The 22,686-nt window shown below is 36.6% G+C and carries 19 protein-coding genes; 3 read left to right on the top strand and 16 right to left on the bottom strand.

Annotation, left to right across the window (positions count from 1 at the left end; translation table 11 throughout):
- Nucleotides 1–122 precede the first annotated feature (122 nt).
- From J4O15_RS01580 to J4O15_RS01615, 8 genes are all read right to left on the bottom strand, one after another.
- Nucleotides 123–1,904 (bottom strand): VirD4-like conjugal transfer protein, CD1115 family, encoded by a 1,782-nt coding sequence (locus J4O15_RS01580; protein ID WP_061748908.1) that lies wholly within the window; start codon nucleotides 1,902–1,904, stop codon nucleotides 123–125.
- A complete protein-coding gene (locus J4O15_RS01585; RefSeq protein WP_117281196.1) occupies nucleotides 1,901–2,386 on the bottom strand; it encodes a PcfB family protein in 486 nt (161 codons plus the stop codon). Before J4O15_RS01585 ends, J4O15_RS01580 begins: the two co-directional genes overlap by 4 nt.
- Nucleotides 2,383–3,234 carry an ATP-binding protein gene (locus J4O15_RS01590; RefSeq protein WP_208099430.1) on the bottom strand — a complete coding sequence of 284 codons (852 nt, stop codon included), beginning with the start codon at nucleotides 3,232–3,234 and terminating at the stop codon, nucleotides 2,383–2,385. Before J4O15_RS01590 ends, J4O15_RS01585 begins: the two co-directional genes overlap by 4 nt.
- Nucleotides 3,231–4,010 (bottom strand): replication initiator protein A, encoded by a 780-nt coding sequence (locus J4O15_RS01595; RefSeq protein WP_007516467.1) that lies wholly within the window; start codon nucleotides 4,008–4,010, stop codon nucleotides 3,231–3,233. Before J4O15_RS01595 ends, J4O15_RS01590 begins: the two co-directional genes overlap by 4 nt.
- Before the next feature lie 87 nt (nucleotides 4,011–4,097).
- On the bottom strand, nucleotides 4,098–4,379 hold the full coding sequence (locus tag J4O15_RS01600) for a CD1845 family protein (RefSeq protein WP_040883069.1): 282 nt from the start codon (nucleotides 4,377–4,379) through the stop codon (nucleotides 4,098–4,100).
- Nucleotides 4,380–4,397: 18 nt separating this feature from the next.
- Complete coding sequence (rlmD, locus tag J4O15_RS01605; protein WP_208099431.1) at nucleotides 4,398–6,065, bottom strand: 23S rRNA (uracil(1939)-C(5))-methyltransferase RlmD; 1,668 nt, start codon at nucleotides 6,063–6,065, stop codon at nucleotides 4,398–4,400.
- A gap of 88 nt (nucleotides 6,066–6,153) precedes the next feature.
- Entirely contained in the window at nucleotides 6,154–7,101 is a 948-nt protein-coding gene (locus J4O15_RS01610; protein ID WP_009219839.1) for a 3'-5' exoribonuclease YhaM family protein, read from the bottom strand.
- An 11-nt stretch (nucleotides 7,102–7,112) separates the two neighbouring features.
- A complete protein-coding gene (locus J4O15_RS01615; RefSeq protein ID WP_208099432.1) occupies nucleotides 7,113–8,372 on the bottom strand; it encodes a S1C family serine protease in 1,260 nt (419 codons plus the stop codon).
- Nucleotides 8,373–8,823: 451 nt separating this feature from the next.
- On the opposite strand from J4O15_RS01615, the gene J4O15_RS01620 reads away from it, so the two are divergent.
- Both J4O15_RS01620 and J4O15_RS01625 read left to right on the top strand, forming a co-directional pair.
- A complete protein-coding gene (locus J4O15_RS01620; protein WP_208099433.1) occupies nucleotides 8,824–9,006 on the top strand; it encodes a hypothetical protein in 183 nt (60 codons plus the stop codon).
- Nucleotides 9,006–10,682: an IS66 family transposase gene (locus J4O15_RS01625; protein ID WP_208099434.1), complete on the top strand. Its 1,677-nt coding sequence runs from the start codon at nucleotides 9,006–9,008 to the stop codon at nucleotides 10,680–10,682. Before J4O15_RS01620 ends, J4O15_RS01625 begins: the two co-directional genes overlap by 1 nt.
- Before the next feature lie 111 nt (nucleotides 10,683–10,793).
- Here the strand turns inward: J4O15_RS01625 and J4O15_RS01630 are convergent, their stop codons facing one another.
- The 6 genes from J4O15_RS01630 to J4O15_RS01655 all read right to left on the bottom strand — a co-directional run bounded on the left by J4O15_RS01630 (nucleotide 10,794) and on the right by J4O15_RS01655 (nucleotide 16,465).
- A complete protein-coding gene (locus J4O15_RS01630; protein ID WP_330638594.1) occupies nucleotides 10,794–11,843 on the bottom strand; it encodes an AI-2E family transporter in 1,050 nt (349 codons plus the stop codon).
- A gap of 175 nt (nucleotides 11,844–12,018) precedes the next feature.
- Nucleotides 12,019–12,564: an ATP-binding cassette domain-containing protein gene (locus J4O15_RS01635; RefSeq protein ID WP_208099436.1), complete on the bottom strand. Its 546-nt coding sequence runs from the start codon at nucleotides 12,562–12,564 to the stop codon at nucleotides 12,019–12,021.
- Nucleotides 12,564–13,316 carry an ABC transporter permease gene (locus J4O15_RS01640; protein WP_208099437.1) on the bottom strand — a complete coding sequence of 251 codons (753 nt, stop codon included), beginning with the start codon at nucleotides 13,314–13,316 and terminating at the stop codon, nucleotides 12,564–12,566. The genes J4O15_RS01635 and J4O15_RS01640 overlap by 1 nt, the downstream gene beginning before the upstream one ends.
- Before the next feature lie 3 nt (nucleotides 13,317–13,319).
- Nucleotides 13,320–14,372 carry an ABC transporter substrate-binding protein gene (locus tag J4O15_RS01645; protein ID WP_330638595.1) on the bottom strand — a complete coding sequence of 351 codons (1,053 nt, stop codon included), beginning with the start codon at nucleotides 14,370–14,372 and terminating at the stop codon, nucleotides 13,320–13,322.
- Nucleotides 14,373–14,493: 121 nt separating this feature from the next.
- A complete protein-coding gene (locus J4O15_RS01650) occupies nucleotides 14,494–15,090 on the bottom strand; it encodes a hypothetical protein (protein WP_208099438.1) in 597 nt (198 codons plus the stop codon).
- 181 nt (nucleotides 15,091–15,271) lie between these two features.
- Entirely contained in the window at nucleotides 15,272–16,465 is a 1,194-nt protein-coding gene (locus J4O15_RS01655; protein ID WP_208099439.1) for a TolC family protein, read from the bottom strand.
- 370 nt (nucleotides 16,466–16,835) lie between these two features.
- On the opposite strand from J4O15_RS01655, the gene J4O15_RS01660 reads away from it, so the two are divergent.
- Nucleotides 16,836–18,152: an IS110 family transposase gene (locus J4O15_RS01660; protein ID WP_208099440.1), complete on the top strand. Its 1,317-nt coding sequence runs from the start codon at nucleotides 16,836–16,838 to the stop codon at nucleotides 18,150–18,152.
- 131 nt (nucleotides 18,153–18,283) lie between these two features.
- Here the strand turns inward: J4O15_RS01660 and J4O15_RS01665 are convergent, their stop codons facing one another.
- Nucleotides 18,284–19,441: a TolC family protein gene (locus tag J4O15_RS01665; protein ID WP_208099441.1), complete on the bottom strand. Its 1,158-nt coding sequence runs from the start codon at nucleotides 19,439–19,441 to the stop codon at nucleotides 18,284–18,286.
- 198 nt (nucleotides 19,442–19,639) lie between these two features.
- Nucleotides 19,640–22,681, bottom strand: a complete 3,042-nt coding sequence (locus J4O15_RS01670; protein ID WP_208099442.1) for an efflux RND transporter permease subunit — start codon at nucleotides 22,679–22,681, stop codon at nucleotides 19,640–19,642.
- Nucleotides 22,682–22,686: the final 5 nt, after the last annotated feature.

Consider the following 22,686-nt stretch of genomic DNA (forward strand, 5'->3'; position numbering starts at 1 on the left):
TTTTTTAATTGGTGATACATTGAGGAATGAACCTTTCCTATCAGTTCTTTATCGTTCAATAATGTTTCCTCCTTGTGTATTTCTCTTTGATTATTATACCAAATGCAAATAATATCTAACAGCTATAACTTCATAATAACCGTATTCTTATTTAGTTTAGCCTTGCCCCTTCTTTTCATATAGCTTTCTATATCAAACAGGTTCTTTTTATCATAATCCTCAAGTAGCTTATAGTTCTTGTGCTTTGTAATATCAAATTTATCCGATAGGAAAGGGCGAACACCACGAAGTTGAAAGATACATTTACTGCCGTCCATTACTGTTATTTCGTCCTGACTCATCAGCTCTTTCCCCGTCTTTTGATAATTTAATCCGAAACTCTTTTGATTGCTCCTTGTTTCAGAAGTATTATATAGGTCTATGGTTTCTTTACCAAGCGTTTCTGATAGCTCTTTTAGAGTTGTTTTCTCTTTTCCGCCTAAAAATAGGGTACTATCACAATTACCTACAATTGTATCGGCGTTATCCTTGTAGATTGCCTTTAACTGAGATTGTGCTTGTAAAATGATACTTGCGGATATTTCTCTGGAACGAATGGTTGCAATGAGCTTTTCAAACTTTGGAATTAAGCCGATATTTGCAAACTCATCCAAAAGACAACGCACATGGATAGGTAATCTGCCTCCATAAACATCATCTGCCTTATCACAAAGTAGGTTAAATAACTGTGAGTACATAATAGACACTACAAAGTTAAAGGTATCATCGGTGTCCGAGATAATAACAAAGAGGGCAGTCTTTCTATCACCTAATGTGTCAAGTTCCAATTCATCTTCTTGCATCAAGTCCCTAAGTTCCTGAATATCAAAGGGAGCAAGCCTTGCACCGCAAGAGATAAGAATAGACTTCGCTGTTTTTCCGGCTGCCAATTTGTACTTTTTATATTGCTTCACCGCAAAGTGTGTAGGCTCTTTCTTTTCCAATGCTTCAAAGAGTCTGTCTATCGGATTCATATAGGTTTCATCATCTTCTCTGACTTCTGAAGCGTCTATCATATCAAGAAGGGTTGCAAAGTTCTTTTCTTCTCTTGGTGCCTCATAGAAGATATATCCGATAAGGGCTGTATAGTAGAGTTTCTCGGCTTTTACCCAAAAATCCTCACCTGCCTTTTCTCCCTCACCTTTGGTATTTGCAATGATAGTCTGAACAAGTTTTAATATATCTTTCTCAGAACGAATATAAGCAAATGGATTGTATTTCATGCTTTTTTTGAAGTTAATGGTATTTAAAATTTTTATCTCATATCCGTTATCTTCAAGCATTTTGCCACACTCAAGAATGATCGTACCTTTTGGATCGGTAACACAATAGCTGCTGTGCATTTGCATAAGGTTGGGTTTTACAAAAAATCGAGTCTTACCACTTCCTGATCCTCCTATAACAAGTACATTCTTATTCCTTGCATACTTTGGATTAGACGGTCTGCCATTCATAGTTAATCGTTCTGTTTGAGTGAGCAAGATATTGTTTTGAAACTTTTCATCCATGTACGGCTCGATGTCTTTTTTATTTCCCCATCTTGCCGAGCCGTACTCTTTTCCTTGTCTAAACTTCTTGGCGTTTTTACCTTTGGTATAGACAATAAATTTAATTAAGGCTGCTACTCCAACTCCTACCAGTATATCAATAAGATGTATGCTTGGGATAAAACTCATCGTATTAAGCTCAAGTATTCCTTGAAATATCCTGTCTATTACATCTCCGCCGGTATAGCTTCTCACATGATAGGAGAAAATATTCCCAATATAGAAAAATGCAAGATAGGGAATGTTTTGCTTTGCAAACTTTACCTTATCTTGCACCTTAAATAAGCCTTTTATGTCCTTTAATATTTTATCTATCATAGGCTCTGCTCCTTTTGTTTATTCTTGATTTTATCTTTAGAAACAGAGTTTTTAGCCATCTCCTTAAACTTCTCAATATTCTTATGAATGAACTCCTTCCTTTCCGTTTTCTTTTCTGATTCTGAAAGGGCATGCTTAAATGCTTTGTCCATAACCTTCATATCTTTAGCTTGAAAGAATACTGAGTATTTCCCACTTTCCTTATCTTTCATGACTGAAAACTTTACCCCATACCGATTAAGTTCCTTTTTGAGTTCCTTAAGTTCTGCTTCTTCAACTGGAATTTCTTCAAGCTGCCCCTTTTTAACCATATCTTTTAGCTTTACTTCATTTCCGTTAGTATTAACCAGCTTTTCAAGTCCTCCAAGTTTTTCTGCTTCTTTCATCAATTTCTTTAACAAGTTCAGAATTAGCTTTCCTGTTACTTTAGCAGCTCTAACTTCCATATTCAGTGTTTTTCTTGCTATTTCTTCATTGATCAACTTCTCTCACCTCCATTCAGCAGTCTGTCCTTATTCCGATTCAGTTTGTCCTTTTGAATAACCTTTCTAAAATCTTCTCCTACAACCATAACAGGAATACACATCTCTATGATTCTTGAGTAGATTCTTTGATACTCTACGCTATCCTTACAATTTTGGATTGTGTCGTAGGAAAGGTTAGTAGTGAAGATAGTCGGTTTCTGTTTTAAGTACCTGTTATTCACGATGTTATATACTTGCTCTTTGGCATAGCTTGTATCTCTTTCTATTCCTAAGTCATCCAAGATAAGAACGGAAGTATTTACAAGGGATTCAATATATGCGTTCTTGTCAAAATCAAATCCTCCCTTTTGCAGTTCATTGATAATCTGTGCAAAATTTCTTATTTTAACGCCTATTTGATACTGTTCAATAAGGCTATTTGCAATGGAGCAGGCAAGATAGGTCTTTCCGCTACCTACTGAGCCATAAAAAAGAAGTCCGATATTTTCTTTTTTCATTTCCTCATAGTCTTTTACAAAGTTCTTTGCAATGATAAGGCTTTGATTTTCTTCTCCCTGATAATTTTCAAATGTGTATGACCACTGAATAATCGAGTTAAAGCAGCTACTCTTTAATCGTTCAATCTCCATCTGCTTTTGTCTTTCTTTATCTCTTTCCTCTCTATCTCTATCGCATTTGCAAGAAATCTTAAATATCATCTTGTTATCAAAGAACTCCATCACTTTTCCGTCTTTTCTTTCATGGCAAACTTTACAAAATGCGTGTCCGTCCTTGATATATTCTTTTTCAGGATCGTAAGAATACTCTACATCTTCTATCATTACTTTTTCTAATTCTTTCATCATAGGTGTTCTCCTTTATCATATTCTTCCCATGTCGGGATATTTGATGTTTTCACTTCTTTTCCTCTCCCCTGATCTTTATAAAACCAAGAAAGGATTGTCGCTTTATGGTCTTTATAGGTCTTTCCGGTGCTTTTGATATATGCAGATAATCTCTCAATGTAATTATCAAGCTGTGAGTTCATTATGATTTGTAAATCGGATATATCTTCTGCCGTTAAAAATACATTTTGAAATGTTCCAAGCCCGTTTTCACCAAAACTATATTCTCTCTTACTATACTTACTCTTATTATTCTCTATATAGTTAGAGTCAAGATTTTGAACTTCCTGAAGTTCATTTTCTTTACTTCTGAGGTTAAAATCTTTTACTTCTGAAGTTAAGTTTTTTGACTTCTGAAAGCCATTTTCTTTTACCGCTAATATGCTCATAAAGTCTTTAACATATATGACATTCGGCTTACCAAGCCCAAGCCTTACTCTTTCAATCAGTCCGATTCCTTTTTTCATATCGAGTTCATCTAATGTTTTTATAGCTGTCGGCTTTGAGATATTTCTTCTTCTCATAATTTCTTCAACAGTAAAATAGATAAATACCCTGCCATCTTTGTCTATCCAGTTATTCTTAAAAGACATTCCTGTCCGTTTAAGAAGCATTGAATAAAGGATAATTGCTTCGGCAGATAATCCCTTAAATTCTTCTCCATCAACCAATATCTCCGGAACTTTTAAGAAATTAAATCTTTCCGCTTCTCTGTTATAGAAATAGTCAAAGTCCATCGCTTCACCTCCTTTCCTTAAAATTTTGCAAAGAAAAAGACGATAGTTTTCTTCTATCGCCTTTGGTAACCATTTTTATGAAATTTTTCAGATTGATTTTATTACTTCATTTATACCTTTAAGAAAGGCTATAACTGTTGCTCCGACCATCGGTATTCCATATGGACTTAACAAAAATCCTAATACCAATGCCTCAATACCAAGTGATATATCTTTTTGCATAAATGATCCTATTGCAGCAACGATACACATCAGCATCAAGAAATATAGAATAGTTGTTCCTATGCCGAGCAGGAATGTCAGAAATGCAGTGAGGATACTTAACAGCAAGCTAATTGGAAATAAGATTATTTTTAATATCCATCTCATAAATACCCTCCATTTCTACTAAATCATTTTAAAATGCTTTAACGCATCCATGATAGCTTCCTCTTTTTCCGGTGTGCATTGTGGAATAACCTGTTTCTCTTTTTTTGATTTATTATAATGCTCCCTCAGTATAATTCCACATTTCTTTTTAATCTGTGCAATATAGAGTGTCGAAACCTTTAAATCAAACTTTTCCAATATATATTCCTTGATTTGTGCATAAGTCGCTTTACTTTCAGCACTTGTCAAATCAAGCTCATCAAGCTTAATTTCAACATCTATATGTTTATCGACATCAAGTTTGGACAATAATGCTACCGTCTCCGTATGATAACTCCTAGAAAACTGGTCCACTACCGTAAGTTTCTTAAGTTCATATTCCTTCTCGCACAGCATCTTTAAATCCCTTGCCAGTGTAGAGGAATCACAGCTTACATATACGATTCTTTTTGGCAGGAGCTTCAGCATTGTGTCTATTGCAAGTTTATCAAGCCCCTTTCTTGGCGGGTCTACCACTATGACATCTATATCTTTTATATTTCCGTTTTCGTATTCGCCTGTTATGATTTCTTCCGCCTTACCTACAAAGAACTTTACATTTTCTATATTGTTAAGCATGGCGTTTTCCCTTGCATTTTGTATGGCGGCATCTACTATCTCGACACCGTAGACGAACTTTGCAGATTTTGCGAGGAAAAGTGAAATCGTACCTATACCGCAGTACATATCCCAGACTGTTTCTTCACCGGTCAGTGCGGCATATTCAAGTGCCTTGCCATATAATTTCTTGGTTTGTACAGGATTTACCTGATAAAATGACTGAGGTGATATTCTAAATTTTACATCTCCTATATAATCCTCTATATATTCTCTGCCATATATGGTAAATGTCCTATCACCCAAGATCACATTCGTGTTTTTCTTATTTATATTTATGGAAATTGATTTTAGATCATCACCAAGAACTCTACTCAGACTTTTCACAAGTTCCCTGTTATGCGACAAATTATCGGCATTGATTACCACACATACCATCAGCTCTCCTGTAGCAAAGCCTTTTCTTATAAGTACATGCCTTACTATGCCGCTTCCATCTTCCTCATTGTAGGCATCCACCCTATACTTATCCATAAAATCAAGCACGGTATTAAGTACAGCCTTATTTTCCTCTATACCGATAATACAGTCATCAAACTCTACAATACTGTGAGTTCTGCCTGCAAAATAACCTGTGATATTTTTTCCGTTCTTTCTTCCGAAAGGGAATTGGGATTTATTTCTGTATCGGTATGGCTCTTCCATTCCGATAATTTCTTCTATCTCTACATTTGATAGGTCAAATCCACCTATTCGCTTTAGATGATTTTCCACTTTGTTTTGCTTAAGTCTAAGCTCCGCTCTGTAGTCAAGGCTTTGCAATTTGCATCCTCCACAGCTTCTTGCCACAGGGCATTTGGCTTTTACTCTGTCGGGACTTTCCTTAACTATACTGTCAAGTCTGGCATATCCATAGCTTTTCTTTGTTTTCATCACCTTGGCTATGACCTTGTCTCCTATAACAGTATCTTTTATAAACCATGTGAAGGCATCGGTTTTTCCGATGCCTTCGCCATTTTCTCCAAAGTCTGTTATATCAACTGTTATCATTTCACCTTTTTTGTAATTTAATGCATTGTCAGTTTTCATATATCTCCGTTATAATGTTTTCTAAAGTTATTCCCTACCTCTATTCAGACTATTGAACAAATATATTAAAGTGTAGAATATAGCTATATTATACACTTGTCTTTCTGTAATTACTCTCAAGTAACTTATTATAGCCGAGCCAGCCTGTAGCACCTTCCTGTCCCTGTGCCAAAAGTTCTATAAAGGTCTCCATCTTTGCATCCGCATTATCTGCCAGATTGAGTGCCAATGCCTCTATAATTGCCGGCTTTTTTGGAGAACCGTATTCAAGTTCTCCGTGATGTGCCAGTATACAATGTATCAGCTCATTTGAAAGCTTTTTCGGGAATCCGGGGATCTTATCAATATGAGTTTTTAATATCTCCACTCCTATCACTATATGCCCCACCAACTGACCTTCATCAGTATAATCATTTGCAGGAAATGCCGACAGTTCTCTGGTCTTTCCTATATCATGGCAAAGTGCGGATGTAATAAGTAAATCATGATTTAATGAGCTGTAATTCTCACAAAAATACTCACAAAGCTTTGCAACTCCCAGAGTATGCTCCAAAAGTCCGCCAAGGAAACCATGATGTACAGTCTTTGCCGCCGAAGATGCTTTGAATGTGGTTTGAAATTCAAAGTCCTCAATAAAAATAGCGGTTAAAAGCTTATTTAAGAAAGGATTTTTTACTGATTTTATCTTTTCTTTTAATTCAGCAAACATTTTTTCAATGTCTTTTTTTGATACAGGTACATAGTCGGATGCGGTATATTCCTTTGCATCCGCCTCTCTTATCCTTGCCACCTTAAGCTGCAATGTATTGTTAAAAGATGTAACTTCAGCATCTACCACCACAAAGGTCATAGCATCCACATCGGATATTCCCGGAGAATACAGATCCCATATCTTTGCATCAATGCTTCCTGTCTTGTCCTGCAAACTAAGACTCGCATATTCTTTACCGGTCTTTGACATTGCAATTGTTTTAGATTTGCAAAGATAAACCTCTGAAATATGCATTCCTTCTTTTAAGCTTTCAATAAATTTCATTTTCTACCCTTCTAGCTCCTGGCACCAATAGTTGTCTCAAAATCCAATTCTGTAAATCCATCTTTACCGGAACGATTCACTTTGATATTTATAACTTGGTTCGGTTTTAGCTTTTCCATTATATTTTTAAACCCTATTATAGAGTTTACTTCCTCATCTCCAATCTTGGATATTATATCCCCTGATTGTATCCCTATATTATACGCCGGAGAGTCAGCTCTCACCTCCGAAACATATACTCCGTTCGGTATATTTTCCGGTGCCTTTGCCTTGTCTATATCAAGCGCCCTCACTCCCAAATAAGAAGAACCTACACCATTTGTCATATTTTCAATAAGCATTTTCAAATCCGATATACCGTATGCCATGGATATGGACGAATTATCATCCAGATTTGAAACCACGGCTACCAAATCTCCTGATGTATCTATAAGAAATGTACCTATACTGTCTAAATGCTTATCACAATATATTACTCTTCCATATCCGTCAAAGAAGCTTGCATTCTTTTCAATAGCGGTTATATTACCGATATCCATACTTCTTGATACTCCCACCGGACTGCCTATAGCGAGTATAAATGCACCTTTTTTCAACTGATATGAATTACCCAGTACTATAGGCTCTATACTTTTTACCTTTTCATCCATTGAGGAAATATCCACTGAGAGTATCATAAGATTTGTCAGCTGATCTGTTCCAAGTACGGTAGCTTCTTTGACACTTCCGTCAAAAAATTCTACTATTATACCGCCTTCAATAGATATATTTGGAGTCAAAACAACAAAGCTATCACCCGACTTTGCTATTATGATTCCCGAATAACTGCTTTCATTTTGCAATGTATTATTGAACCAATCAGTGTCTGTGGTGATGGCATTTATTTTTACTATTGTACTGTCTTTATTTTCTGCAACTCTGCTTAGAGCTTCATACATATGCTCCAAGTTTTTCTCACTCAAATCAATACTCTCTATAGCCGATGCCACTATGTCCTCTACATGTTCTGAAGATTCTGTCTCCTCGGCCGTTTCAATGCTGCTCTCCTCTGTAGGTATCTCTATAGTTGTCTTTGATTTTTTACCTGCCATATTTTTGTTTATAATATATGATGTCAATGCCATACTTGGACCTGCAACCATTCCAAAAACAATAGCAAGACAAGCTGCTGAGATTAAACTTCTATTGCGGCCTTTTTTATCCTCTATAATGGTCTGCTTTATAAAAGGATTTTTCTCATCAGGCTCATGTTCTTTTTTTGTATTCGGCATAAAAACCCTCTGCTTTCAAGATATATTGCATAATACCTTGTTCTCCCTAACCACGATTATAAAGGTTTAGTGTGGATTTATCAAGCAAATGTAATATAGATTTAACATATACTTCTTACCTATAGTTACTGTACACGGGTAGTATATTCCCATTGTGAAAAATGCCGAAAATTATTTTCTTATTTTATTATGAGTGATTCGGTTAGTAGAGTTTTTGTTGGTAACTCTGCCAACCGAATTTTTTGTATTTAAGTTATCAACAGATTTTATCTATATCTATCCTATACAGAATGATTTCACTATCATTTGTGGATAGTTCTACACAATCTGTGTTTGAACATGGTTTTTTTTAAGAGTTATGAACATGGCAAAATAACGAAGGGACTTTGTCGTCAAATTCGCATAAATACAACATTTCTGATATAATCTTACCATGAAATGAGGTGAGTATATGAATCATATTTCCGGTAAGATAGAACAGCTTTTAGCCTTACAAAAAACATTATGTAAGGAATACGAAAAGGAAAACAAGGTACTTTTGGAAACAATCGAAGCTCAGAAAGAGCAAATATATCTTTTGGAGCGAATTGTTAATAATCAGAATAAAATAATCAAGGAACTGGAGAAATCATAATGAGAATTCCCTTTGAATATATTGGTGCTTTACAACAGGAAAACAAAATACTAAAAAAGGAAGTTGCCGATTTTAAATCAGGTGAGCGCTTTAAGCAGATTCAAAGGGAACATCAAAAGTTGATCGATGAGTATCGTAGGCAGATAAAGCAACTAAACCTTGTTATTGAAGGTCTTCATAGGGATGTAAAAAATGCATGGAAATGGTGTGAAGAAGCATACGAGGACGCACTTAAAGAACTACATGCATCAATGAAAGAGTTGAAACGTGGGTTAAAAGAGAAAGAAAAGAAGTGGTTGTTATCAGAACGTGACAGGGAACAGGCGTTGTCTAAGATTACTGACCTTTGCCGTGAAAACAGCGAATTAAAAACTCAGCTTGATGATGAGAAAGGACGAAATAAAAAACTTTTAGCACAGCTAAACCGTGACTATGAGAATTCCTCCATTCCGTCATCACAATCAAGAAACCGCAGTAAAATTCCAAATAATCGTGAGTGTACCGGAAGAAAACCCGGGGCACAGCCGGGCCATGCCCACCATGGAAGAAAGAAACAGATACCAACTCAGGTCATTTGCCTTCCGGCACCAAAAGAGGTGGCAAAAGATCCGGGTTTTAAGAAGACAAATAAGACTATTATCAAGCAGCTCGTTTCTGTTGAGTTGATTATGAATGTAACAGAATATCAAGCGGATGTATACTACAATTCCACGACCGGAGAGCGAATCCATGCGGCTTTTCCAAGTGGTGTTGTTGACGATGTGAACTATGATGGCAGCATCAAGGCACTTTTGTTTTTGTTAAACACAGACTGTGCTGTTTCTATTGACAAAAGCAGTCGTTTTCTGTCAGATCTTACCGGTGGAAAACTGAAAATATCAGGAGGCATGATAAATAAACTCTGCCATGAGTTCTCAAAAAAAACAAAAATAGAGCAAAAAAAGATCTTTGCAGACCTGCTGTCTTCTGCGGTTATGCATACAGACTGTACAAATGCTAGGGTAAACGGAGAAAGTGCATATGTATATGTATGTGCAACACCGGATGAACAGAATGTTCTTTACTTCGCCCGTGAGAAAAAGGGGCATGAAGGTGTAAAGGGAACTGTAACAGAGGATTTCCAAGGTATTTTGGTACACGACCACGAAATCACCTTTTATAAGTATGGCAATGCCCATCAGGAATGTCTCGCACATGTACAACGGTATCTGAAAGACAGCATGGAAAATGAGCCATCTTTGACCTGGCACCGCAAGATGAGAGAACTAATCCGGGAAATGGTACATTACAGAAATGAGCATGCAGATGATGCACATTTAGATCCCAAGATCGTATCTGACTTTGAAGGAAAGTACCAAGAAATCCTTGAAAAAGCTGGGGAAGAGTACATACTTCATGAGCCAAGTCCTTATTATCGTGATGGATACAATCTGTATCGCCGGATGCAGAAATATAAAGCGCAACATCTACTCTTCCTGCATGATATGAGGGTGCCAACTACAAACAATACAGCAGAACGCTGTTTAAGAGATTATAAGAGGAAGCAGACTTTTGCAATGACATTTCGAAGCTTTGAAAGCATCGAAGAATTATGTCAGAGCAAGGGTGTGCTGCTTGGAGTACGGAAAAATAATCCAAACCTTTACACTGCTGTCAAGGAAATCTTTAATAGATAATATGGAGCCTGAACGGCGTGTTAGACTCCATAAGTTTAATAGATTAAGATGTAGAAGACAAGCTTACCCGTGTACAGTAACTACCTATACTATCTTTAAATAGACAGCATTCTAAACATTGTCTGATAATCTTTTCTCTGTTTCTCTCTTTAATATAAAATAAAGGCTCGCCGCCACGGGTACTGCCACAAATACCCCAAAGATTCCGCCCATACTGCCGCCAAGTGCCACAGCCACTATAACCCACATACCCGGAAGTCCTACAGAACTTCCGACCACCCTGGGATATATTACATTGTTTTCAAATTGCTGAACTATTGTATGTAATATTATAAAAATTACCATGCTCTGCAAGGACTTTGTAAGTATCATCAGGGCACCTATAAAAAGCCCCGCATAGGCACCAATAACAGGTATAAGTGCCGTCACTCCCACCAATATGGATATTGAAGATGCATAAGGTAATCTTGCTATAAGCATCACAATATAGAGTAAAACTCCAAGTATTATCGCCTCTTTTACCTGACTGATAAAATAATTTTTAAAACTTGTATTAAATACCTGCAATGTATCAATTACAGTTTCTCTTTGAGACGGCATAAATGCTCTAAGCAGCTTATCCCCCTGCAATGCTATTCTTTCCTTGTCCACAAGTATATACATTGCAAAAACCACTGCCATAAAAAGAGAAATAACGGTATTAAAGAATCCTGATATACCGCTTATAACTCCCGTGAGCACATTTCCCACTCCCGACATTACATTTTGTATAAGCCTTGTCAGATAGCTTGCGATATTTATATTTTTGATATCAATATTCATACTGCTCAAAATATCATTTATAAACTTATTATTGCCTATATCCGATATCAGGCTGTTGATATAGTCGGGTTTTACATACATTATTGAAGTTATTATTTTTATAAGCTGTGGTATTATAAGTCCTAAAAGTAATACTATCACCAATACAAAAGTAATTATTGATAAAGCTATTGCTACTGTTCTTATGATTTTTTTATTATGAAACTTTTTCAAAAACAAATCCTCATAAAAATCCATGAGTATATTTATAATATATGCCATTATCGCCCCTGCTACAAATGGCACCAATGCTTTTGTAATATTAACTATATAGCCTTCAACAGCCTTAAAATATCGCACTATACTATATATTATTACGGTCGCTATTATAATATAAGCTATATATTTTTTCTTTATATTATTCACAATATTACCTTTCTGTCATTTTACAAAGTAAGAATTTACCTTCTTCATCACTTATATAAGCCTTCCACCTGCCACTCCAAAAACTTTTCCAATTTTATTCCCATAGCAATTAAATCTCCACTATCCTGTCTGCAAACTCTTTAGCTTCATTTATATCATGTGTAACAAAAAGTACACTTCTTCCCTTAGTATACTCATTTATCACGGACATTGCTATAGCTTTCGTTTTTTCATCCAGCCCTTTTAGAGCCTCATCAAATATATAAAGTTTTGCATCCTTTGCCAATCCTCTGGCAAGTGCCACTCTCCTTTTTTGTCCACCGCTCATGGTATTTACTCTTTTTTCACTTTCAATACCAAGTTTATCAAGGATTTCCCTAGCAGTCTTTTGCTTTTTCTTAAGCAAACATACATTTGAAATTGCACTGAAATCTTCACTGAGCCTGTCTTCCTGAAATACGGCAGATATACTTTTTGTAATATCAGTCTCACCGCTGTCAGGTTTCTCAAAACCCATAATAATATTTAAAATAGTGGTTTTTCCCTTTCCCGACTTTCCCATAAGTGCAATATGCTCACCCTCAGCTATAGTCAGATTAAAATCCTTTAAAACCTCTATACTTCCAAAGCTTTTATATATATTTTTTAATACCATCAATAAAACCTCTTTATTAAATCAAAAAATCTTTTGAATATAAATACCGTCAATCTTTCAAATACTGCACTGCATAATATTACTATCAATGTGATGGCAAAAACCTTGGCAGTTTCCAGATATACCTTTGCATCAAATAGGAAAAATCCCAATGTGTTTTTCGGTCTGCCTATTACCTCTGCGGCAATACCTGATTTAAAAGCAATACCGATTGATGCCAAAGCTGCCGATATCAAAAATGATTCAAGTGCCGGCAAATAGATATATATAAGCTTTGCCTTTTTGCCTATTTCAAATATTTTTGCCATTTCAAGCATTTTTATATCAACCGATTTTAATCCCTCCAATATATTTGCATAAAATATAGGCATTACCATAAAAAAGCACACCAATATTGAAAGTCCCTCGCTTCCAAGCCATATAAGTATAATAATTACAAATGATGCCACTGGCACCGATCTGATAACCATAATATAAGGTGCTATATATATTTCAAATATTTTAAATCGGTATGATAATCCTGCAAATAAAATCCCGGTACCGGCACCGGATAAAAATCCCAAAATTATTTTAACTATACTTTTACCCATTCCCTGCCAAAACACCGGACTTATTCCAAGCTCCACAGATGCTTTTATCACATCTAAGGGTGATGACAAGAGAAAGGATCTGTTTAAAATCATTGCCGCTATCTGCCAAAACAGCAGTGCAAAAAGCACTGCTGTCATTTTATGTATCTTATTTTTACTCATAGACTATTTACCAAGATAATAAAACTCTTCTCCCGGTAGGGCTTCACCCACAGACTTAGGATTCAGATCAAATAATACCTTTAAATAATCTTCCGTAGCGGCTTTCATCTCATCACCTGTAATGGATACAAGATTGCAATATGGTATAGCCTTAGCCGCAATAGGTGCCTTTATAATATCATTTGCCTCCACAAGCTTTGATGCTTCTTCCACATTTTCATTGATCCATTTAACTGATTCGGTATAATCCGATAAGAATTTATCCACCAGCTCCTTGTTTGACTCAAGGAAATCCTTTCTTACAAAGAGACCTGCAGTAACGAGCTTTCCGCCCTTTCCTATAGCATCCCATTCCTTTGTAAGATCAAGCACCGTATTTAATCCTTCAATTTTTGTTTGTGCTACGGTTACGAACGGCTGTGGCAGCAATACAATTGCATTGTCCATATTTTCAATAGCAGCCAGACTCTCATCCGGTGATGCCTTCCAGTCCATAGTCACATCTGTATTTATATCTATACTATGTTCCGCCAAAACATAGCTGAGAATATATTCAGGTGTAGCACCCTGACCATGTGCAACAATTGTCTTCCCCTTCAAATCCTCAACACTCTTTACACTTTGCTCTCCCTTTTCAAGTACATATAGTACACCAAGCGTGCTTATATCAAGCATAACCACCTTACCGTCGGAATTATTAAAAAGTACGGAGCCCATATTTGCAGGTAATCCGGCAATATCCACTTCCCCGCTCAAAAGCTTGGGTGCCATTACATCAGGTGAGGTTTCCATATCAAATTCCACATTATAGTCAAGGCTTCCCTTTGATGCATCATCTATAATCTTGACAAAGCCCATACTTGTAGGACCTTTCATTCCGCCAAGCTTTATAGTCACAGACTTCTCCCCATTTGTATCTGCTTTGCTTGCCTCGGTCTTACTTTCTGCCGCACTGCTCTCACTGCCTGCCACACTGCTTTCATTCACATTTGCCTTTGTACAAGCCGACAATGCCAATATTGCACATGCCATTATTGCTAAAATTCTTTTTTTCACTACTACCTCCAAAATATATTTTTCTGAGCTAAAACATATTTTTCCCTCTTATGTAAAAAGAGCAAAGCCATAGAGGCTTTACTCTCTTATTTTAATCAATTTCTATATAAATATCAATGTTTTAATTCTGAATATTGTCGATACCTTCCTTGATATCTTCCTTTACTTCATTAGCGGTATCAACTACCTGATCCTTTACTTCTTCAGCCTTGTCCTTTGTATCTTCCACCTTGTCCTTAAGATCGTCCTTAACATCTTTAGCGGTATCGACAACCTGATCCTTAACATCCTCAGCCTTATCCTTTAGCTCTTCAGTCTTGTCAGCTACAGCTTCTTTTACATCTTCGGCTGCTTCCTTTGCCTCTTCAACCTTAACTTCAGCGGCTTCCTTTACCTCCTCAGCCTTGTTGCTTACAGTGGTTTTTACTTTTTCGATTTCTTCCTTAAGGCTGTCTATATTTAAGAAATGTAATTTTATATTCTCACAAAATTCTCTTATCTCCTCAGGAACTTCTTCTCCCTTTGCAAATTTATCAAAAAGAGCTTCACTGATTTTCTTCTTTTCTTTTTCTATCTCAACCTTCTCTGCCGAAATCTTTGAATTGAGTTTGCTTATTTCTATAGCATCACTGGTCTTTTCACCTACCTGCTTTACAAGGTCACCTGCAGCCGCTCCGATATTTTTTGCAGCATCACCCAATTGATCTAAAAATCCCATTCTTATATCCTCCTTTTGATTTCCATAACAAATCCTAAACTGAATTGTTATATTATTAATTTAGCTGATTATATCAAATAAAGTTAAAGCAAAAATTAAGTTTAACTTAATTGATATTATAGATTTATAAAATAATAAGTCAAGTTTATTTATAGTAAAATATTATTCTGTAATATAAACTTTATTCTATACTCACATTGCCCTCCAATGCCTGAATATATGTATTATAGTCCGTTCTAAGTTCAAGCTTTGCACTTTCAAGTTCCGCTCTTTTTTGCAATATACCAAGTTTGCCTCCAAGGTACTGTGCATTGGTAATCATTCCATGCTTTTTTTGTATATCGAGTGCATTTTCATTTGCCCCCGCTGCCTGATTACCTACCACGGCGGCATCCATAGCTTTTTTATCCGCAAGTATCTTTTCATATATTTGATTTATATTTGCACGAAGCATATCTTCATCCTTGCCTGACTGATACAATTTGGCGTCTACAAATGTAGTGGATTTTGAAGAAGTATTATGTCTTTTTTCAATTAGTGCCGCATTATTTCCTATGGCGGTATTTATATCCACAGCAGGGTTCAGTGCATTTATTTCTACATCACTTAGTTCCGGTATACTGCCTATATTTACTGTCGTATCGGGATTCCAGCCGCACATACTTATAAGACTTCGATAAATCTTATCCTTATTTGCCCTGAGGCTGATTAGATTTGCTCTTGCATTTGTAAGCTCACTCATAGCCTTGGTTATATCTGTAGATGTTGAAAGTCCGAGATTTTTACTCTGAGTTGTGGCAGAGAGTATTTCCTCATACATCTTTACCATCAAATCAAGTATCTGCTCCTGTGCCTCTATATTCTTATATCCTATCATAAGTGCCCTTACACCCGCTGTCACCTGTGACTGTGCATTTCTTATAGGTGCATTTGTTGAACTTACCTGTCTTGAAAGCTTATCCCTTGAAATACTCATTGCCTGAATACTTAATCCAAGTCCCTTAGCCTGTGCCTTATATAACATTGCATTTTCAATTTCTCCGTCATTGATTGCCGCCGTCTCACTGCTTTCCATATCTCTTCTTGAAGCTTTAAGGGTATCAATGGCAGTATTTAAGCTGTTTACATTCTCATTAAATTTATCCCAAGATGATGAAATATTTACATTGAAATTTTTTACAAGGTCATCTATCTCCGCATACTCCAAGGTATTGTCCATAAGCTTTGACCATGCTTCTTCACTGTAACCGTTAAGCTCCGCCACTGTTTTACCCTGCTCTGAAGGATTTGCCGGGTTTGTTGAATAAGCAAATATATTTACGGGCTGAATCATTGACAAAATCAATGCCAGTGCCGTTATTCTTTTTTTTATCAAGAAATCACCTCCTAGTATAATAATGATGTAGTCAATCAAGACTACTTGGTTAATAAGTTTCTATAAATCAGATAACAAAAGAAGGGATTCTTCCTTCATCAGATGTTATCCATAATAATTATCATGTCTGACGGTTCCTGATAGACACCAGATAAAACATAAGGTATTATCTCTTAGGATAGGACAAAGAATGTTTACCTCCTTGGAAGGTCACTTCTGTGACTTATACCTGCAAGAAAGTCAATTAGTCCATTCGACAGGGTTTTATGTTTTAGCTGGTTGGGAACCTGAAGGCCATACCCGAATAACACGCTAGGTTGTGTACCTGCCGGATTGGAAATGGATTCCTATCAGAAAGGGGCTATTGCTCATGTCAAACAAAGTTATTTTTAATCTTGATGAACTATTCATCTCTGTTGGTATTGATGTCGGTGCTGACTTCTCTTGGATGTCTATAGCACTTCCAAACCAACAATTCGTAGGAAAACCTTACAAAATCCTACATAACAGTATTGATTCCCTTACAACCGCTGTTTCTAAAATAAAAGAAGCAGAAGAGTTGTATTCTTTGGAAAGTCGCATTTTCCTCGAATCCACGGGAATTTATCATTACCCACTCTTCTGCTATCTTCGTGATAAGGGTTTTAACTGCTCGGTTATTAATCCTATCATCACTAAGAATAGCACAAACATCAACATACGAAAAGTACATAATGATCGTTTTGATTCTAAAAAAGCTGCTTTAGTTGGCTTGAAATCTGATTTAAAGGTTTCACTTATGCCATCAGACCTTGCTCTAAACTGCCGTAATCTGTGCCGTGAATACTACGATTTAATGGATAATCGCAGTGCCTATGTGAATAAACTTCAAGGTGAATTACGCATGGCGTTTCCTCAGTATCTTGGCATCTTTTCCAAGGTTACTATCAACACTTCTCTTACATTGTTGGAAACTTATACATCTCCATCAGCTTTTCTTGAAGCAGACAAGCAAGAGATTATTGATATCATCAAATCAACAGCTCGATTTGGGCTTACATATGCTCAAAATAAGTATAATGCCATAATTCAGGCGGCAACTGATGCAAATCAGTTTGGATACATTATAGACAGCAACATCAAGCGTATTCGCCTTTATATCAGCTTCATACGTAAATATGATGAAGAAATCAACAGCATTCTTGAATCACTCCACGAGCTTGTTGATGCTAATGAAGATGCTGACTTTGTCAAGCAGATTCATTTGATTGAAACATTCAAAGGTGCTGGTTTCTTGTCTGCTGTATCCATCATGGGTGAAATTGGTGACTTTTCAGCATTTTCAAAACCAAAACAACTTTTCGCTTATTTCGGTCTTGATCCGGCAGTAAAACAATCCGGAAAATTTGAAGGTACCAAGGTTCAAATGTCTAAGCGTGGTTCTGCCATAGCTAGACGTGTTATTCACATGTTAACCTTACAAAGCATCAGTATCTTCCGTAATGGAGAAGCTAAAAATCCAGTTCTTCGTGAATACTACCTCAAGAAATGTGACTCAAAACCAAAGCTCGTAGCAATGGGGGCTGTTTCACATAAAGTATGCAACATGATATTTGCAATACTCAGAGACAACAAACCATTTAAAATCATTGCTCCTCAGGAGCATATCAAACAATACAATGCTGCTAAATGCGACATAGCTGCATAAAATACTATGACCCCAATGAATCAATATCTTTCAAAAAACGATATTTTCACCAAGGGGAAAGTCCGCCCTTTTTTAGTCAGAAAACAAAATAAATTTTATCTCATTTAACTATTGACATTTATTAGCTGGACTTATAATGCCGCCAATCCCTTTACTATCCAGTCATAGTTTACTATTGCCTGATTAAGTGCATATCTGCTCTGCTCCAGTGCTCTTTTTGCATTCTCGGTTTTTACTCTCTGCATATCCAAATCACTTTTACTAATCATTCCAACTGAATATTTCTGATTTGCTATATTGAGGTTTGATTCCTCAAGTTTTGCAAACGTATCTGCATAATTATAGCCTTCCTTTGCGGAAGCGATATTCTGAGCTGCCACCGCCAATGCACTTCCTATATTTTTTTTATTGTCTTCAATAGTAAGCTTAAGGCTTTGTCTGTCCGAATCAGTACTTGCATTTGCAAGCTTTTTCTCATTGATTCTTAAAGTATAATTATTCTCCAATGCCTTTGCCAAATCCTCTGAAGGGTTAAATACCCTGTTTATATCGGGAGCTTTGATCTCTCCGACATTTGGAGAGTCATTATATCCCCATCCGGTCATTACCTGTAATTTTTTTAATACTGTGCTATTGTCAGATACCGTCTTATTTATCGCATTTTCCGCATTCAATAATTTTTCTTTAGCCGTAAGTGCTTCTATATTGGTACCTGTTCCCGCTCCAAGTTTTGCATTTGCAACATCAAGTTCAGTCTTTGCAAGTTCTGCATTTCCCTTTGCCACCTCTATAGCTATAAGCCCTGATTTATACGAAATCATATTTGTCATAGCGGTCTGTGCTAAGGTCTTTTCCGCCTGCTCATACCCAAGTCTTATTATATCGGCATCTTCCAAAGTGGAATCTGCAGTTGATAAAAGACTTTGCGCCGTAGCTCTGGCTGTTGCAACACTTGATAATCTTGCAACATATGTAGGATCGCTCGGATCGGGATCATCCAGATTATTTAAAATCTCTTCGGCATTTTCTCTGTAATGATTTGAAACATCTGTATTAGTCCTTCCATAATCTCTTTTAAACTTTGCCAAAGCCACTTCATTTGATCTGACTGTAGCATTGTATTCGGCTATCAGATTTTCTATCTCATCAAAGTCTAAATTATTGTCCTCCAGCGTCGCCCATTCCTCATTACTTCTGTTAAATCTTGGAGTCCTTGCAAATACGGTTGTAGTCATAAGCATACTGCCTGAAAGTGCAAGGGCTATTATTTTTCCGCCTTTTTTATTCATATTCACCTCTTTCATAATATAATAAATCTATAACAGTTTTGTTAAATACATCTTTATATTTAATTTTACAATAATTTTATTATTCAAACCTTACTTTTATATTCAATTTATATTTCTATTTGCTCAAGCTTTCCATACGGTTAAGGTAAGCCTCCCCGGTCAACATACTGACTTTAATTATTTAATTGCATTTATCTTTCAATCAATATCGAGTCCCGCTTCTAAATGATTTCCTGTAAGCTTTTTACCTGCCTTATCAAGCATTTTATAAAGAGTGGGCAAAAGCAGCAGTGCAAGAAGCGTTGAAGCTATCAAACCTCCTACATTTACAAGTGCAAGTCCCTGGAGCATATCCGTTCCATATCCGAGAGCCATCGGAAGCATAGATATAATTGTTGTAAGGGTGGTCAAAAGTATAGGTCTTATTCTTGTCGCTCCCGCCTCCACAAGGGCATCATCAAGAGGCATCTCCACCTTATACTGATTTACCGTATCCACATATAAAATACCGTTATTTACAACGGTACCCACCATCATCAAAAAACCTATCATTGACATCATGCTTATCGGTACATCAAATATCCAAAGGAGTCCGAATGCTCCTATCAATGAAAACGGTATTGTAAACATTACCATCAGTGAAAATCTAGGTGATTCAAACTGCATTGCCATTACAATAAATATTAAAAATATTGCTGTAAGTAATGCATTAAGTAATGAGGTCATCTCATCACTCATCATATCATTATAGGCATTGGTAGCTCTTTCCACTCCGTTTGGAAGCCCCACACTGTCCACAAAGGCATCAGCCTCACTATTGGCATCTCCCTTATATCCTGCCACCTTATCCGCTGTGATGGAAACCTGATATTTTTTATCCGATCTTGTAATCGTAACCGCACTGTCTTCAAATGACACTGTGGCAAGATCTGAAAGCGGAGTTTTAGTTCCTGTAACACCTGTTATCAAAATATTTTCTATTTCATTAATGGTGTCATAGCTTTCATCGGGATAATTCATTTTTACGGTAATCGTAGAATCTCCTGAGGAATATTTCATTACCTCCGTATCTGTAAGATTTTGATATACAATACCTGCAACACTTCCCGGAGTCATTCCTATCGCCTCAGCCTGTACAGGATCAACATTTATCTTAACAATCGGTGCCGCATTTTCCGCACTTGAATGTACATTTAATAAATAATTTAATGAATGCATTTTATCTGCTATTTCATTTGCGGTCTTTCTTACCAGATTATAATCGGTACTTTGAAGATTGATTTCCACAGCACGGTTTGATACTCCGCTTGAACTGTTAGACTGATTCTTTACGGATATTGAAGTATCAGGGATTTTGGTCAGCACAGGCTGCCACTCCTGTATTACATTTTTGGTTTTTCTGCTGCGTTTCTTTTTCAAATATGCAGTTATTGAAATACCAGTTTTTTCTGAAAACATTTCAGAATTTCCAAAGGTCATCTGATAATTTTCCACATCCGGATCCGCCGCCACAAAATCTTCTATCTGCTTTGCAATTCTATCCACATCCTCGATATTAAGTCCCGGAGCTATGGAAACACTTATTGCTATCTGACCGTCATCCGATTCGGGCATCAGCACAATTCCGACATTTCCGGCAAGTATAAAGGATATTACAAGAAGTATTACCGATATTCCGACTACAGTGATTTTTTTCGGTATTATCTTTTTTACCGTATTTCTATAGCCATCCTGTACTTTTAAAAGCACTCTGTTTGCCAATATATCAGTCTTTTCCACAGGATGAAAAAAGAGATATAGAAGTGGAACTATCATTATTGCGGAGAATAATGATGAAACCATACAAAATACTATGGTGTAGCCAAGCTGTGAAAAGAGCTGTCCTGAAAGACCTTTAAGCATTGCAAGAGGAAGGAATACTACACAGGTGGTTATTATAGAACCTGTTATTGAATTTATCACAATACCTGTACCTTCCACGGCGGCATCAAAAAAGTTTTTATCACTTTTTGATCTGAAGCAGCTTTCAAGTACGACTATGGACGCATCCACAATCATACCAATTCCAAGTACCAACGAGCCCATGGATATAAGATTTAGTGAAAAGCCTGCCGCACGCATAAGTGTAAGAGCTACCATAACGGATATCGGTATTGAACTTCCGACTATCAGCGAAGCCTTGATATCTCCAAAAAATATAAACAAAACTATCATTGAGAGTATTACCGCCATTATAAGTGTCTTAAATACATCACTGATTGACTCCTTGATATATTTTGAGCTGTCAAATATCGTAGTAATGGTCAAATCCTTGTTATTTGCCTTCAGCTCCTCTATAACCTTGCTAACCTGCTTTGATACTTCAACCGAAGTGGATGACTGCTGCTTTGTAATAGCCACTGAAACCACCTCTTCACCATTATAACGGCTCAACGAGTTTTTCTCCTCCAAAGCATCATATACATTTGCCACATCCGATAAATGTATTACATCTCCTGTTTTTAGCGGTATTACAATATTTTTTAATCTGTTGATATCCTTATAGTCGGCACCTATACTTACACTTAGTGATTGCCTTCCATAGTCAACCTTGCCTACAGGTGTGGAAAAATCCGCACTGCTTATTATATTTCCGATATCCGACATGGCTAAATTATACTGCGCAAGCTTTTCGGGTATCAACTCAATTCTTATATAACTTGACTGCCCTCCTGATATGGAAACACTTCCAACCGAAGACATTTTCTTAAATTCAGGAACAATATTTGTGTTCACATAGTCCTGCAAATTGCCGTCTGTACCTCCGGCAATGCTTAGCTGTATATCACTTTGAGCATTCATATCTATCTCTATAATATTCGGCTCCTCGGCATCCTTTGGCAGGCTTGATTTTACAGAATCCAATGCCTTTTTGAGGTTAATGTACGCCTTATCCATATTTGTTCCGAACTCATATTGTAAAAGCATGGTAGAGGCATTTTCCATGGAACTTACACTTACGGTTTTTATTCCCGTCAGTGTTGAAACCTCGGACTCTATTTTCTTTGATACAAGTTCATCTATATCTGCCGGAGATGCTCCCGGATATATAGTGGATACAACCATCATCGGCAAACTCATCTCCGGATTAAGCTCCATCGGTGCATTCATAACAGAGCGCAATCCAAAAAACAAAACCGTTATTACTGCAAGAATAAGAGTTACCGGTCTTTTTAATGAAAACCTTGTTAATCCAATCATAAATC

The organism is Lachnoanaerobaculum sp. Marseille-Q4761 (genome assembly GCF_017565785.1).
Lineage (GTDB): Bacteria > Bacillota > Clostridia > Lachnospirales > Lachnospiraceae > Lachnoanaerobaculum.

What these genes read in the sequence shown, in the direction of transcription:
- J4O15_RS01615 (WP_208099432.1), bottom strand. Translation starts at nt 8,372, where the DNA reads ATGCCGAATACAAAAAAAGAACATGAGCCTGATGAGAAAAATCCTTTT.
- J4O15_RS01595 (WP_007516467.1), bottom strand. Translation starts at nt 4,010, where the DNA reads ATGGACTTTGACTATTTCTATAACAGAGAAGCGGAAAGATTTAATTTC.
- J4O15_RS01610 (WP_009219839.1), bottom strand. Translation starts at nt 7,101, where the DNA reads ATGAAATTTATTGAAAGCTTAAAAGAAGGAATGCATATTTCAGAGGTT.
- J4O15_RS01640 (WP_208099437.1), bottom strand. Translation starts at nt 13,316, where the DNA reads ATGAGTAAAAATAAGATACATAAAATGACAGCAGTGCTTTTTGCACTG.
- J4O15_RS01665 (WP_208099441.1), bottom strand. Translation starts at nt 19,441, where the DNA reads ATGAATAAAAAAGGCGGAAAAATAATAGCCCTTGCACTTTCAGGCAGT.
- J4O15_RS01600 (WP_040883069.1), bottom strand. Translation starts at nt 4,379, where the DNA reads ATGAGATGGATATTAAAAATAATCTTATTTCCAATTAGCTTGCTGTTA.
- rlmD (WP_208099431.1), bottom strand. Translation starts at nt 6,065, where the DNA reads ATGAAAACTGACAATGCATTAAATTACAAAAAAGGTGAAATGATAACA.
- J4O15_RS01620 (WP_208099433.1), top strand. Translation starts at nt 8,824, where the DNA reads ATGAATCATATTTCCGGTAAGATAGAACAGCTTTTAGCCTTACAAAAA.
- J4O15_RS01670 (WP_208099442.1), bottom strand. Translation starts at nt 22,681, where the DNA reads ATGATTGGATTAACAAGGTTTTCATTAAAAAGACCGGTAACTCTTATT.
- J4O15_RS01660 (WP_208099440.1), top strand. Translation starts at nt 16,836, where the DNA reads ATGTCAAACAAAGTTATTTTTAATCTTGATGAACTATTCATCTCTGTT.
- J4O15_RS01650 (WP_208099438.1), bottom strand. Translation starts at nt 15,090, where the DNA reads ATGGGATTTTTAGATCAATTGGGTGATGCTGCAAAAAATATCGGAGCG.
- J4O15_RS01635 (WP_208099436.1), bottom strand. Translation starts at nt 12,564, where the DNA reads ATGGTATTAAAAAATATATATAAAAGCTTTGGAAGTATAGAGGTTTTA.
- J4O15_RS01625 (WP_208099434.1), top strand. Translation starts at nt 9,006, where the DNA reads ATGAGAATTCCCTTTGAATATATTGGTGCTTTACAACAGGAAAACAAA.
- J4O15_RS01580 (WP_061748908.1), bottom strand. Translation starts at nt 1,904, where the DNA reads ATGATAGATAAAATATTAAAGGACATAAAAGGCTTATTTAAGGTGCAA.
- J4O15_RS01590 (WP_208099430.1), bottom strand. Translation starts at nt 3,234, where the DNA reads ATGATGAAAGAATTAGAAAAAGTAATGATAGAAGATGTAGAGTATTCT.